The 14,225-nt window shown below is 43.1% G+C and carries 11 protein-coding genes and 1 riboswitch; of the genes, 8 read left to right on the top strand and 3 right to left on the bottom strand.

Annotation, left to right across the window (positions count from 1 at the left end; genetic code table 11):
• Positions 1–103: 103 nt before the first annotated feature.
• Both ViNHUV68_RS05930 and ViNHUV68_RS05925 read right to left on the bottom strand, forming a co-directional pair.
• Positions 104–838 carry a chromosome partitioning protein ParA gene (locus ViNHUV68_RS05930; RefSeq protein ID WP_391089871.1) on the bottom strand — a complete coding sequence of 245 codons (735 nt, stop codon included), beginning with the start codon at positions 836–838 and terminating at the stop codon, positions 104–106.
• 17 nt (positions 839–855) lie between these two features.
• Positions 856–1,014 (bottom strand): hypothetical protein, encoded by a 159-nt coding sequence (locus ViNHUV68_RS05925; protein WP_038174389.1) that lies wholly within the window; start codon positions 1,012–1,014, stop codon positions 856–858.
• Positions 1,015–1,256: 242 nt separating this feature from the next.
• Between ViNHUV68_RS05925 and ViNHUV68_RS05920 the strand changes: the two genes are divergently transcribed.
• The 7 genes from ViNHUV68_RS05920 to ViNHUV68_RS05890 all read left to right on the top strand — a co-directional run bounded on the left by ViNHUV68_RS05920 (position 1,257) and on the right by ViNHUV68_RS05890 (position 11,733).
• On the top strand, positions 1,257–1,595 hold the full coding sequence (locus ViNHUV68_RS05920; RefSeq protein WP_391089869.1) for a 50S ribosome-binding protein YggL: 339 nt from the start codon (positions 1,257–1,259) through the stop codon (positions 1,593–1,595).
• A gap of 290 nt (positions 1,596–1,885) precedes the next feature.
• Positions 1,886–1,983: riboswitch (glycine riboswitch) on the top strand.
• A gap of 108 nt (positions 1,984–2,091) precedes the next feature.
• Positions 2,092–3,465: an amino acid carrier protein gene (locus tag ViNHUV68_RS05915; RefSeq protein WP_391089867.1), complete on the top strand. Its 1,374-nt coding sequence runs from the start codon at positions 2,092–2,094 to the stop codon at positions 3,463–3,465.
• 428 nt (positions 3,466–3,893) lie between these two features.
• Entirely contained in the window at positions 3,894–4,640 is a 747-nt protein-coding gene (locus tag ViNHUV68_RS05910; protein WP_391089865.1) for a winged helix-turn-helix domain-containing protein, read from the top strand.
• Entirely contained in the window at positions 4,637–5,098 is a 462-nt protein-coding gene (locus tag ViNHUV68_RS05905) for a hypothetical protein (RefSeq protein WP_391089863.1), read from the top strand. Before ViNHUV68_RS05910 ends, ViNHUV68_RS05905 begins: the two co-directional genes overlap by 4 nt.
• Before the next feature lie 638 nt (positions 5,099–5,736).
• The gene (locus tag ViNHUV68_RS05900) at positions 5,737–6,852 is read left to right on the top strand and encodes a hypothetical protein (RefSeq protein ID WP_391089861.1); all 1,116 of its coding nucleotides are present in this window, start codon (positions 5,737–5,739) and stop codon (positions 6,850–6,852) included.
• A 68-nt stretch (positions 6,853–6,920) separates the two neighbouring features.
• The gene (locus ViNHUV68_RS05895; RefSeq protein ID WP_391089859.1) at positions 6,921–10,613 is read left to right on the top strand and encodes an RHS repeat protein; all 3,693 of its coding nucleotides are present in this window, start codon (positions 6,921–6,923) and stop codon (positions 10,611–10,613) included.
• Positions 10,603–11,733, top strand: a complete 1,131-nt coding sequence (locus ViNHUV68_RS05890) for an RHS repeat-associated core domain-containing protein (RefSeq protein ID WP_038174397.1) — start codon at positions 10,603–10,605, stop codon at positions 11,731–11,733. Before ViNHUV68_RS05895 ends, ViNHUV68_RS05890 begins: the two co-directional genes overlap by 11 nt.
• Positions 11,734–11,795: 62 nt before the next feature.
• Here ViNHUV68_RS05890 and ViNHUV68_RS05885 read toward each other — a convergent pair whose 3' ends face one another.
• The gene (locus tag ViNHUV68_RS05885; protein ID WP_391089857.1) at positions 11,796–12,422 is read right to left on the bottom strand and encodes a LysE family transporter; all 627 of its coding nucleotides are present in this window, start codon (positions 12,420–12,422) and stop codon (positions 11,796–11,798) included.
• Between the two features lie 187 nt (positions 12,423–12,609).
• Between ViNHUV68_RS05885 and ViNHUV68_RS05880 the strand changes: the two genes are divergently transcribed.
• Complete coding sequence (locus tag ViNHUV68_RS05880; RefSeq protein ID WP_391089855.1) at positions 12,610–14,091, top strand: carboxypeptidase M32; 1,482 nt, start codon at positions 12,610–12,612, stop codon at positions 14,089–14,091.
• Positions 14,092–14,225 lie beyond the last annotated feature (134 nt).

Genomic DNA, 14,225 nt, shown 5'->3' with positions numbered 1-14,225 from the left:
GTGTCTGACGGAAAAGCAGAATTCTGTGTTGCAAAAAAGCAAAACGCCTCAAAAGTGAGACGTTTTTTACTCAGATAAGGTCGCTTTTACTCAGCGACTCCTTTCACAAACCGAGCTCTTCCGAAAGTGCGTCGATCTGTTTTAAATCTAGTTGGTGAACACGGATCATCTGTTCTACTTGGCTCAAGCGTGAAGATGCTTCATCTTGCTTATCACATGAATCTGATTTGGCATCCCAAGATGTCCCCTCTAGAAAAAGGTCACATTCTTTTTTTAGTTGGGTAATTTTCGGAGCCAAGGACTCACGCTCTTGCTCTAAGGCTTCTAGCTCTTGTTTTACCTTTAGCTCTTGTTGAAACAATTCTCGTGAACGCTCAAGCAGAGTAACCTGCATATCAGCTTGTCGATTTAAACGAGTATTCTGTGAATTTACCGAAGTCAGCTGTTGTTTTTGTTGATTCACTTGTTCGTCCAGTGACAGGTTTTCTTTTTCTAGCTCAGTCAACTGCTGCTGAAGATTGTCAACCTCGACTTTGTGTTTCTGCTGTTGATCGATGATCGCTTGCTGCAGTTTTTGCTCCACTTCGTTATCGACTTGAGCCACTTTCTGTTCAACTTTGGCGACCATCTGCTGCTTATCTTTAACCAGAGACTGGTATTGCTCTTCAAGCGTCAAGTAGGTCGATTGCCACTTTTGAGCCGTTAAGGTAGAACCGAGTAGCCCACCCAGAGCAAGACCAAGAACACCAGCAATGACGATATAAAGCAGCGTTTTGTTATCGCGCTCCTCTATTACCACCACATTTTCATCGTCTTGGTTGTCTGTCTGTTGGTTCACTTAAACACTCCTGAGGGTTAACGTATCAGTTCGGTGATCATCAATGTTGCGGCATAAATTAAGAAGCCTGAGATGAGTGTAATCACGACATATTTTTGTAATTTTTCACTGGTGCGATACCGGATTAACACAAATGCTATTGCAGCTAGAAATACTATTGCAAGCAACCTGGTCATAAACTCTCCTTAGCTCGGCTCACTGTTTCTACTTTATACCATTTTTACGCAAAAATAGTCAGGGTAGCGTAGTTTTACCCTTGGTGATGATTAAATTAATTGGTTCAAAAGGTGACATACCGTCCGGTTGATTTTATCCATGGCTAAAAAACCAGCGCATCACACCAAGCTGCTAGCATTTTGTTTGGCTGTGATAACAATATCATGTATAAAGAGCGGCTAAATCATAGTGAGGCCAAGTCATGAAACCATTTAAAACAGACAATAAAAAACGTCGTATTCAAAAGAAACTCTTCGTAGGCGAATTTGCTATGTTGGGCTTTGAAATTAGCTGCGAAACAAACATCAACGACTTTGAGCGTTACGATGTATTTGTCGATGATTTCATTGATTATATCGACAGCCTAGACCTTTGCTTCGGCGGCGGCGGCCTAGAAGTGTTTGAAGGCTTTTTGTGCGCGAAAGAGCGTTATGTCGACGTCACTGAAGAACAAAAAGCGCAAGTAATTGCATGGCTAGAAGCGCGCGCAGAAGTAAAAACAGCAAAAGCCAGCGAACTGATGGACGCCAATTACTTCTAGTCAGTTGTGGCAAAGTTACCTCTAAAATAGCGCCTAAATGGCGCTATTTTTTTGATCACCAAAAATCATGACTGAGTTCAAACTTTTTGTTGAAAACATAATAAAAAGTGATAAAGTTCACTGGTCAATACGCTGTAGCGCTATTGACCAACTTTTGCTCACATTTCGAGCAATTGTTCCGATGAAGACAGCAGGAGAGTGGTTATTAACCAAATGTTAACATTTGATCAGAATAACCTACCGAAGAAGTAAATCTTTCAGGTGCTACCTAGGTAGCGTGGACTGTTGTTGGAGGAACCTCTGGAGAGAACCGTTTAATCGGTCGCCGAAGGAGCAAGCTTTACGCCCGTAAAGTGAAACTCTCAGGCAAAAGGACAGAGGAGTGGAAAGATCTAATCCGCTAGTTGGCTTCGCCTGTCTATCGCTTTTAAGAGATCCCGATCTCTGCCCTTTCCCTCTTCTCCTTAAATTTAGTTTTATCAATTAAGGGGAAATCATGGATAACCTATACACTTTACTTATTACCATCGACAATTTTGTCTGGGGCCCACCACTACTGATTTTATTAGTCGGAACCGGTGTTTACTTCACTTTTCGCTTAGGCTTACTTCAGTTTAGACACCTTCCTACCGCCCTTAAGATGGTCTTCAGTAAAGACGATTCCAATAAACAAGGTGACGTATCAAGCTTTGCTGCGCTCTGTACTGCTCTATCAGCAACCATAGGAACGGGAAATATCGTCGGTGTGGCGACTGCCATTAAACTCGGCGGCCCTGGCGCCCTATTTTGGATGTGGCTAGCGGCTTTGTTCGGCATGGCAACCAAATATGCTGAGTGCTTACTGGCAGTCAAATACCGCAAAGTAGACGACAAAGGTCAGATGATCGGTGGCCCGATGTACTACCTTCAGTATGGTGTTGGTTCTAAAGCACTGGCGGTGATGTTTGCAGTCTTTGCCTTGGGGGTTGCCTGCTTTGGTATTGGTACTTTCCCGCAAGTTAACGCTATCCTTGATGCAAGCGAGATTTCATTTGGACTATCACGTGAGATCTCAGCGACGGTGCTTACTCTTCTCGTGGCATTTGTCACCTTAGGTGGTATCCAATCAATCGCAAAGGTGGCGGGCAAAGTTGTCCCGACCATGGCACTGTTTTACGTGCTGGCCTGTTTAAGTGTCATCATCATGAATGCCGATAAACTGTTTGATGCGGTTGAGTTGGTGCTAGTTTCAGCCTTCACTTCGACAGCTGCAACTGGCGGCTTCTTGGGGGCAAGCATCATGCTCGCGATTCAATCGGGTATTGCGCGCGGCGTATTCTCCAATGAATCTGGTCTAGGCAGCGCGCCAATGGCAGCAGCCGCAGCAAAAACAGACTCTTGTGTTAAGCAAGGCCTTATCTCAATGACGGGGACTTTCTTTGATACCATTATCATCTGTACTATGACTGGCCTTGCTCTGATCCTAACAGGCGCCTGGCAGAGTGAGTTTGCAGGTGCGGCAATGACAACGCATGCTTTTGCCGTGGGCTTAAATTCAGACACCATTGGCCCAACGCTAGTTTCCATCGGGTTAATGTTCTTTGCGTTCACAACTATTTTAGGCTGGAACTACTATGGCGAACGTTGCGTCGTGTACTTATTAGGCACCAAAGCGGTGTTACCTTACAAATTGATTTATGTTTGCTTAGTCGCATCTGGCGCATTCCTTCACTTAGATATGATTTGGGTCATTGCCGATATCGTCAACGGTTTAATGGCGATTCCAAACTTGATCGGTTTGATTGCCCTTCGTCATGTTGTAATAGAGGAAACCAAATGCTTCTTTTCATCGGTGGCATCATCAAAGAATATTGAGTCAGTGAAAGTGTAAGATGCACATTGAATTCCATCACACTCTAATTCGCTATGGTTCCAATTACGATGGTTCATTAAACACAGCAGTGACAGTTTATTCGATAGCGAGTCTTTGATATTTTACAGCCCTAGGCCAACTCGGCTTAGGGCGTTTGTCTATAATAAATTGACGCATATATCAAAATTTTAATTCTTATCTCTTATCTCTTATCTCTTATCTCTTATCTCTTATCTCTTATCTCTTATCAGAATACAGCCATCTCAGACTACACGACTACACGACTACACGACTACACGACTATAAATTTATCATGGCTCCTAATTAATCACAGCAATTATAATATTGGGAAAACACTAAAACTATGCCTAATTATGATTGACTACAGTACTTACTATCCGCGAAACTAAACACATTGTTTAATATAATTATTAGAGCAACGTCGCATGATTACATATGACCCGATTAAGAGTACGCTTTCCAATCGACAGAACTCGGTTCTCGTTGGCTATAGAGAATCGAGAATACTTAACTTATTGATTAAACACTCTCCCAATCTTATAAAAAAGCAAACTCTCCTATTACATGCATGGGAAAATGAAGATATTGGCGAAACATCGTTAACCAAAAGCATAAGTATTATCAGACAAATACTTATCCAATTGGGAGTAAAAGAGTCACCGATTATCACAGTGCCAAAAGTTGGTTATAGACTAATTGAAGGAACGGTCTTTTTCGAACCATCTGATGTGCCCCCTCCTATCAAGGCGCCACCGAATGCTCATTCAACATGCATTTTCGCCCACCTTAGCTTCCTCTCACTTCGACACTACAAAGATTTCGTTTGCTACTTGATTACATTCAGCCTATTCATTGGGACAATTCTTTTAGGTCTGAGCAAATTTTACCAACACTATGATGACAAAGAATCTAGCAATCGACTAGTATCCTATGCCATTGGCTCACTTGAAGTTTACATGGAGCCCAATATCCTAATCTCAAACGAGCTGAGAGCACTATTGCAAGAAAACCAATGCCAGTGTGTTGTTTATATTGCAGAAAATGAACAATACTCCTCGATTTCATGGCTAAATAAACAGACAAAAAAATCTATCAACTTGTTTTACACCCAAGAAAAGTTTGCACAAGCGTCCCGTACCATAAAAGAATTCATCGCCAGTGAGCAATTATGAAGCCTTACCTTGCTATTGCCGCCTCTAGTGCACTTTTCGCAGCCACATGGTTTTGGCCGTATGGTTCAAAAATACAAGATGTACAGTACCACCACCGTGTAGTTGATATGATTCCTAACGAACATATATTACGCAGCGATGGACTTACTCGTGTCAACAGTAATAGAGTTACTCAGCTTACTTCTTTGCAAGATGAATCACTGACCAATCGCATGATGCTTAGTTTTAAAGTAATTTCACTGCTTCAATCTGATTCCAGTTTTCTTGTAACTGGTACGGTCAACTTACTTTCTATTCAAGAACTCGAACCAGCACTCAATGACAAAATGCTCTCGCCTTACCTAGTTTTCAATGATGAGCCAAAGCAAGTTAACATCAAAGTATTATATTCAAACCGTAGCTTTATGATATTAAAGAACTTCAACAATAATAGGACAATGCTATACGCCAGGCGGTAGATTATTAATATACTAAATTAACTCAAGCTGTAACTTTCAGTCGACGAAAACTGCACATAATTCAGAATGCCAGCGAACATGCAACTCTGAAAATAGCACATCGGAAATTATTTAATTGTAGTGATAAACCTTTCTTGATGAACTTTTCCTGATCTTCTTGAATCTAACTATTGATTCATACCTGCAAGAATGGGACCATTACCAATTAAAGAACAGTCAAATCTAATAAAACAAACACTAAATAAGCCATCATTAACTTTATAAATATAAAAGTTGGAAATAATTTTTATAGCATCCTATCTTTTATATCCAAAAGACTTCCGAAATATGTAGATATTAACGACCTAAATCATATAAATCGTTATAAAAACATTTTACCAAAAATGAAATCAACAAAAAACTATTGAATTCATCTGAATTATTTCTGATAAAATTATTAACCAATTGAATTTTAAATAAAATAATCAATAAACCTTATCAAGCGGCATTATTTTCATTTAATTTACAATTTTATTCTTTGCGTTTAGCCTAATTATATTCCAAGTCAAAAGAGTCAACATTTATCCGAACCACTGAAATAAAAACATTAACGACCTAATTTGATAACAATACAAACCAAACAAAAAAAAGGAACGCCAATGTTAAATTTAAAACCGTATTTTTTACTCACACTATTTCTATTCACCAACTCGACTTTGGCTGCTATCAATAGTGACTATCAAGTTGATCTCACTTTATCATCAGACCACAGCGAAAGTAACCACGTCCCGATGCCCTTTTTTGCTAACGGGAAAATGCAGTCGAAGTTGAACGTTACTGTCAGTATTTCTGATGGCTACGGCAATCCGGTGAGCGTTAACGATGAAGAAGTAAGAAACTCGCTCTCGTTTTACATCAAAAGCACACATGTCGAGCTGAGCAAAGACCAAGACTGCTCCTACCGTCGCGATTGTTGGGGGTACACCTACAGTGAAAATGATTACGTTCACCAAATGGGCACTAGTTACCAATACGCTCAGAGCCTACCAACTTCACGCCTCTTATCTACCCCGCAGAACCTGATCACGGCTTGGGTATACAGTACAGAAGTCGCCCAATACAGAGCCGTGTGCGCTCGAATCCAATTTGACAACGACACAACTTATGACAGCTGTGCACATCCATACGATGAGAATGCTATCTATCAATCGGTCCAACCGGTGGTATACACAGCGAATGACTTCGCTGAACTAGGTGAAGGCGAAAAAGTATGGGAGGAAGAAGACTTCGAGGATTTCTACTTTTCGTATGCCGAAGTTCGTAATTTCTATATTACCCCTATCGACCCATCTTTAAGACTGGTTAAGGTTTCTACAGATAATTGGCAAGAGTCAAACCACGATAATGAATTTTTAAATGACCAATGGCTTGGTTGCTACAGTGATTGTCCAGAGGGGTTTAAGTCTGTCAAAGGCTTCCTATTTACACCAGGCCAGGAACGCACCGTAACTCACGAATATGTGTGGAACAGCGCCGCAGGTGAAAGCCGCACTGCAAAGTGGAGAGTCAACCAAAAGCTTCGCTCAGTCACCTTTAGCAAGCTTCTCTATTCAAATAATAATACCTCTCAAAACGACACTCAAAGTGAGTATCGCTTTATCGCATTTGACCAGTATGGCAATAAAGCCCCCTTAAAACTGACCTATCCAGAAAGTGCGTTTACTGACGGTGGCCAACGTTGGGACTACACCCAATGGAACCTCGTTAGCCAATAACAATTGCTGGGAACACTAGTTTTAGCCCAGAAGAACCGGGCTAATTCCCTCTATTTAAAGGATAAAATATGTCTAATTGGACTTCAAATGCATTTAACTTTGACAGTTATTGCTCAGGTGGCGTCGATCAGAGAACGCGAAGCTATTCTTATCAAATATTACTGGGCTCGCTACTCGGCAACTGGTTAAAAGGGCCGAACTTAGATATTTCGATTCAGTTTTCACCCTACAGCAGCGAAAATCTCGGCTTTGGCCAAGGCTGGACGTTGAATCTTCCTCGCTATGATATCGAGCAAAAGCAGCTGTACCTTGCCAACGGGCAATCGTATCGTGCAGAATTAACCGCAAATTATCAGCTCAACATTCGTTATAAAAAGTTATTAGACTTCACGGTTTCAGCAAACACTAATGGTTACCAAATTACCTATCGTAATGGCCGCAAAGACATTTTAGACAACAAGGGCTATATCAAAAAAATCATCCAAAGCGATGGTCATGCGCTGAATTTTTTGTGGCTGAATATCGGCGATAGTAAACGCCTAAGTAAAGTGTGGGACGATAGAACCTCTCAAGCTTCACCATTACTACTGATCACATACCCAAACGTCGCGAGAATCAATATCTTTACCAATATGGGGACTATTCATGAAGCCTATTTCTCCCTTATCTTAAGTAATCAAGAGTTGGTTCAATGTCACCTACCTGAAGACGTGGGAAGTTATGACTTTGTTTACCAACAAATCGGCAGCTTTAATCTGATCAAAAACGTCACTCATCCATGCGGTTTGGAAGAGCAGCTAACCTATATCGCCGATGGAATACGAGTTGATGCCAACAGCTACCTACCTGCCGTCACGCAACATAAAGTACTCACTCGTAACTCGCCTGTTATCACCACTCAATATGATAGCGTCGGAGGAGATGATCACAACTTCATGGGTTTTGGCGTATCGGGAGGAAGTTTAAGTGAAGGCATCGATAACCTATTAGAGAGAGGGGTTGCTTACACTTACCAAATTAGCCAAATAGAGAATGGTGAGATAGAGACTAAACAAACCTACAACCAGTTCCATTTGCTGATTGAAGAAGAACGCATTGTTAACCGTCAAACAGTCCATTGTAAAAAGCTCGGTTATCCTGCGCTCGATAACACATCGTTTGCCGATCAACCTGCTCAATACGCATTAATCGATACAGAGCAACAGACGTGGCAAATGGATAATGACAGTCATACTCAGATTCGATTCTGGATCTATGACAAGTATGGAAATATGCTGTCATTTACTGACGAAAACAACATCACCGAACAGTATCAATATTATGCGCCCGATGGTGAAACAGGTTGCCCTGCCTCTACGTCAGGCATGGCCAATTTTGTAAAATCGAGAACACTGACTAATGGCACGGACACACGCCAAATTTCTTACCAATACACCACGATTACGGGAGCAAACCAACATGACAGTGTGGTATTGAGCCTCGAAGATGCCCACCAGCGCTACCAAAGTCATTATCACTATCATACTGAAAGCGACCAAATACACTCGTTGGGCCGACTGGCTTCAATCAAAAATGACATTCTTCACCCAAACGGTCGCTACTCAACAATCACGAATTACCAATATGCATTGAATAGCGAAACAATAGAAGAACATCAACAATTAATCTGTCACGACGACAACCAAACTAACTTAGTCGTTGGTCATTACCTCGACATTGGTGAACTGTCACATCACATCGACGCAGATGGCATTCGCAGTTCAATTCAATATGATTCTTTGCGCCGTATCACTCAAGAATGCATTGAAGGCAGTGCTTCGCGCAGTTATCAATACACGATTGACACTGGCGATGCGCGTCAGATCATGGTGCTGACGGATTGTAAGGGTAATCAATGCGAACAAAGCTGGGATGGCCAGGGTCGAGAGCTCAATGCCAAGATAGACAACACGTTAGTCTGGCAGAAAGAGTACGATGAGCTAGGTCGACTTAAAAGCAAAAGTACTTGCGATACCCTTCTAGATATCAATGATCGCAAAATATCCGTGACACAGACCGAAACCTATCAATATGATGATTGGGGACAAGTAAAGGCCACTGTTCTTGCCAACGGATGTCGTCAGATTGAATTTAACAACCTCGCCACTAGACAAAAAACACAAGGCATTGAAGGACTGGAACTCACGGTCAGTACCTTGAACAACTGGGGACTAGAAAAGCACAAACAACAAGGTAGCCAAAGCTGGCGTTATCAATACGACAAATGGGGGCGATTAGAGCAAGAAACGAACCCACTCAATCAATCCACTCACTACTCATATGACCACTTTGATCGCGTCATTAACATCAAGCAAGCTAATCAAGTGTCGCAACAAATTACATATGCTGCGCACACCGATCAATCACAAGTTGCAAAGGTCAAAATTGGCGAACAACTTGTCGGATGGCGCGACGTGGATGGTCTAGGCCGCCCTCTCTCGCTTTACCGTGGTTCAAGCCCTCTGCCCTCTCTAGAATGGACATATAGTGACAGCAGCAATATTCCAGAGTTTGAATCAAGCTTATCATCACCATTGAGAACCTTTACCAGAGATACTCAGTTAGGCGAACTAAGTAGCAAAGCCTGTGGTGGTCAAAGCTCCGAATATCGCTATGATAAAATCTCAGGATTGCCTACCGAAAGCTTTGATAACGCCGGCAGTAAAAGCAGTATTACTTATAGCCCAACGGGCTTACCAGAAACAGAGATCAACAATAATAATATTCGACAATACACCTACTCTCCGGGAGGCGTAATTTCATCTATCCAAACAGACGACGAACACCGTCAGTATCGTTACGATGAGCTCGGTCGATTAGTTAAACTCAGTACTGATGCTGCTACGCTCTCTTATCAATATGATCAGTTTGACCGTATCATCGTCGAGCAACTGGTCTCAGCAGGCCAAACTCAAATCACCGAAATTGATTGGGATAACTACAGCAGAGAAATCAATCGGGCTGTCGAGCTAAATGATCACTATATTTTTGAGCAATCGCAAACTTACAACGATCTTGGCTTGGTCGCCTCTCGCAGCAAAACATGCGCAACCTTCGGTGAGGTCACCGAAAACTACACCTACGATGAGCTAAACCAACTGACCAAAGTGACCTTTCTGGGTAATGGCCCGATAAGTGATTGGAGTCAGCCCCTCACTTGTATTGAATGGGATTATGACTTGTTAGGTAATATGCAAACTCAGCGTTGCCAAACCGCTGAAGCACAAGATCTCGCCACTTTCTACTATGAGTCTGATGATCCTTGTCAGTTAACACGTATTAGCCATACACACCCAACGCTCGCCCAATCAATTGACATCCATTACGATGCGAATGGCAATATGATTCAAGATGCCGAGGGAAGACTGCTTGAGTATGACAACTTTGACCGGTTGGCAAACGTCAACACAAATGGCATTGATTGGGGCTACGAGTACGACAGTAATGACCGCCTCGTGCATCAGCGATCGAGCAATGAATCTCGCGATTTTGAATACCTGTGGAACGACCTTTGCTCAATTAAACACAATGGACACGTCACAAACTACGTCTATCACGATGGCTTACCTAAATGGTCACAGCAAGGCAGCGCAGTCTCTCTGTTAGCCACCGATCAAAATGGCTCAGTAGTGGCAGACAACGCACCTGGGCAAACTGGTGCAGTGTACCGCTACTCTCCTTTCGGACAACGCGACCAAGCGGAGAATAGCAATGAAGCATAACGAATCGATGTTAATTACTCCGTTAAACCGACGAGAGTTCTTAGTCAAGATAGGCCAAACGGCAGCAGTGGTTGGGGGTGTGTCTTTACTTCCTACCTCAGTTCGATTGGCGATGGCACAGTCAATGACCCGTTCACCTTATGGATTAGGATTTAATGGCGAATGGCTCGACCCTATTCTTGAAGGCTACCACTTAGGGCAAGGTTATCGTATCTATCAGCCGAAACTGATGCGTTTCAACGCGCCCGATAGCTTAGCGCCTTTTAACCAAGGTGGACATAACGCTTACGTTTACTGCCATAACGATCCTATTAACTTTACCGACCCCAGTGGTCATCTCAATATCAGTAAAATACTGTTCGGCGTTTTCGGCGTTGTCACTAGCATTATCGGTATCGCTTTAGCGGCACCAACTGGTGGTTCGAGCTTAGTATTGGCTGCCGGCATTATTGGTGGTCTTGCTGGCGCGACTGGTGGTGCTCTTCAAATAGCATCGGGCGTCATTGATGACGGCGACATATCACGAAAATTAGATATTGCCACGATTCCTTTCGATATTATTGGCATCGTTAGCGGCGGGTACTCAGCGTACAAATCAGTACAAAATCTTCGTTGGATTAAAGCAGGAGGCGCATTAGACGACGTCACTCAACCAGGTCTTGGCTCGCGGCTGTGGAATAAAATCAGTCCCTCTGGAGACTACAACTTAGAATGGGCGCGCAAAACTAACCCTGCAATGCGACTGGGTAACTCTGAAGGCCAAGTTATTGCAACAAAAATGATTCAGGGAGGAAAAACCATGACCTATACCCCTGCACCTATTCACGGCGGCTACACTAAAATTCTTCTTGGCCAGGTAAAAGTCAGTGCTCGAGGTTATACCATCTACCAAGGAATCATGACGGCGCGATCGATTGGTAGCCTTGGCTGGTCGAGCGTGAAGACAATTCCTGGGCGATTGGATGATGAAAAATCTTCGACTGGCAATAGCGTGATGGAAGGAAGAAGCGCCAACCCCGCGGCCAAGAAAACGCAGATGTATGCATTGGAAGAAACGCGTCAACGAATCAAGTATGGCAATGATATTCAACGTGTGATTCGCCAGCTCCCTCTTTCATAACCAAACTAAACAGCCAGAGCGAAAAACTCTGGCTGTTTGCAATCAATGCTCAATACAGAAAGTTATTCCTCAATCAGCAACTTCACGCCTAAACCCACCAACACAACACCCGTGGTAGCTTCCATACGCTTCATAAAGGTTGAACTTTGTAATAATTTCTTGGCTGAGTTCAGCACCCCGGCTAAACCGCACTGCCACACCATCGCAATGACAAAGTGAATACTGGCCATTAAGCATGACTGTAAAAAAGCTGAGCCTTCTGGATTGATAAACTGTGGTAAAAATGCAAGATAAAACACGGCCGTTTTCGGATTAAGTACATTCGACAGAAAACCTTCGCGTAGTGAACGCGTTAAGTTCAATTGACGATGCTGGGCTTGCGTATTAACCGTACCAAGTTCGCCCTTCCAAACACTCTTGAGTGTTGTTGCGCCAAGCCAAATCAAGTACGCCGCACCCACCATTTTTACTGCATTAAATAGTTCAGCCGATTGCGCTAAGATGGCCGAAATACCAATCGCAGAAAAAGTGGCATGGACAAATAACCCCAAACAAATGCCCAAACTGGTTGTTGAACCATCGGCAAAACCACCGCGCGATGAATTGCGTAATACCAACGCAGTATCTAACCCCGGAGTTAACGTTAAAATAGTAATGGCGATCAAAAACGCTTCAAAATTTTCTATCACAACAGCTTACTTCCCTGATTTGTTTTCACTCTTTATTGTCATACTTAGCTTAGCGGGTCAATCATTTAATTACCGACACTATTATCTAACCTATTAATTAAGGGGATTAATATCGCGATTGAGCGGCTTGGTGTTACCGCAATAGGTTGATAGACTCAAGGTTTTATATAGTCACGGAAGGCGAACGATGAGCGCATTCAATCAATTAAAAGCACATGCACAAAAAATCTCTCACTTTAATCACCTAGCAGCAATTTGTGGCTGGGACCAAGCCGCGGTTATGCCAGCGGGCGGAAACCAAGCGCGCAGTGAAGCGATGGCAGAGCTGTCAGTGCACCTTCACTCATTACAAACTCAACCTCAACTCGAAGAGTGGTTTGCGCAAGCTGACAATGAGAACCTTGATGGCACTGAACAAGCCACCCTGCGAGAGCTCAAACGTCAGTGGCAACAAGCCAACTTGCTCCCCGAGTCACTAGTGCAAGCAAAATCTCTGGCGGGATCAAAATGTGAACACGCGTGGCGAACCCAACGCGGTGACAACGATTGGCAAGGCTTTGAGAAAAACTGGGCAGAGGTGGTTAAATTATCGCAAGAAGAGGCTCAAATCCGCGCAGAGGCCAATGGGCTAACACCCTACGACGCCATGCTTGATATCTATGAACCTGGTACCAGTTCAGCGTCCCTCGACAACATTTTTGGTCAAGTGAAAACTTGGTTGCCGGAATTGATTGACCAAGTGATCGATAAACAAGCGTCAGAGCCATTCATGACGCCGCAAGGAACATTCAACACCGAGAAACAAAAAGCCCTTGGTCTAGAGGTCATGAAACTTCTTCAGTTCGATTTTAACCATGGTCGATTGGATGAGAGTGTTCACCCTTTTTGTGGCGGCGTCCCTACCGATGTGCGTATCACCACACGTTACGACCAAAGTGAGTTTGTTCAGTCATTAATGGGCATCGTTCATGAGACTGGACATGCACGCTATGAACAAGGGCTACCAAAGTCATTGGCTGGCCTGCCTTCTGGTGAAGCTCGTTCGATGGGGATCCACGAATCACAGTCACTATTTTTTGAGATGCAAGTTGGCCGCAGCGAACCTTTTATCGCCCACCTATCTCAACTGGCAAGCAAACACTTTACCGATCATGACTCGGCGCTGTTTTCTCAGCAAAACTTCCAAAAGCTTTATACTCGAGTAAAGAAAGATTTTATCCGTGTCGATGCTGATGAGCTTACCTACCCGGCTCATGTCATTTTACGCTACGAAATCGAGCGTGATTTGATCAATGGTCATCTCAAGCACACTGACGTTCCTGAATTATGGGACCAGAAAATGCAGCAATACCTTGGCTTATCAACCGAAGGCAACTTTAAAAATGGCTGCATGCAAGACATTCACTGGACGGACGGCGCGTTTGGTTACTTCCCAAGTTACACCTTGGGCGCAATGTATGCGGCTCAATTTATGGCGTCAATGAAGCAAACCGTCGATGTGGATAGCGCTATTCAAAGTGGCGACTTAACCCCAATCTTCACTTGGTTGTCGGACAATATTTGGAGCAAAGGAAGTTTACTAACTACCGACGAATTGGTGAAATCGGCAACTGGGGAAACACTTAATGCGCAGCATTTTCAAGATCATTTGAAAAACCGGTACAAGTAATTTTGATAAGGAAGACGGCACAGATTTAAATTCATACATCTTATAATACTTTCTCTATGCACTCTGAAAAGCCGAAAACTTGTTATCAAAACCTTAATTGATAACATAGAGCTCTTGGAACGTATGGCGATAAA

Origin of the sequence: Vibrio sp. NH-UV-68 (assembly GCF_042940635.1) — a bacterium.
Taxonomy (GTDB): Bacteria; Pseudomonadota; Gammaproteobacteria; order Enterobacterales; family Vibrionaceae; genus Vibrio; species Vibrio pacinii.
Note: the sequence above shows the minus strand (reverse complement) of the source record. Positions and strands in the feature narration are given on the sequence as shown.

Excerpts from the sequence above, each read along its gene's own strand:
- ViNHUV68_RS05880 (WP_391089855.1), top strand. The coding sequence starts at position 12,610 with ATGAGCGCATTCAATCAATTAAAAGCACATGCACAAAAAATCTCTCAC.
- ViNHUV68_RS05910 (WP_391089865.1), top strand. The coding sequence starts at position 3,894 with ATGATTACATATGACCCGATTAAGAGTACGCTTTCCAATCGACAGAAC.
- ViNHUV68_RS05890 (WP_038174397.1), top strand. The coding sequence starts at position 10,603 with ATGAAGCATAACGAATCGATGTTAATTACTCCGTTAAACCGACGAGAG.
- ViNHUV68_RS05915 (WP_391089867.1), top strand. The coding sequence starts at position 2,092 with ATGGATAACCTATACACTTTACTTATTACCATCGACAATTTTGTCTGG.
- ViNHUV68_RS05895 (WP_391089859.1), top strand. The coding sequence starts at position 6,921 with ATGTCTAATTGGACTTCAAATGCATTTAACTTTGACAGTTATTGCTCA.
- ViNHUV68_RS05925 (WP_038174389.1), bottom strand. The coding sequence starts at position 1,014 with ATGACCAGGTTGCTTGCAATAGTATTTCTAGCTGCAATAGCATTTGTG.
- ViNHUV68_RS05920 (WP_391089869.1), top strand. The coding sequence starts at position 1,257 with ATGAAACCATTTAAAACAGACAATAAAAAACGTCGTATTCAAAAGAAA.
- ViNHUV68_RS05900 (WP_391089861.1), top strand. The coding sequence starts at position 5,737 with ATGTTAAATTTAAAACCGTATTTTTTACTCACACTATTTCTATTCACC.
- ViNHUV68_RS05905 (WP_391089863.1), top strand. The coding sequence starts at position 4,637 with ATGAAGCCTTACCTTGCTATTGCCGCCTCTAGTGCACTTTTCGCAGCC.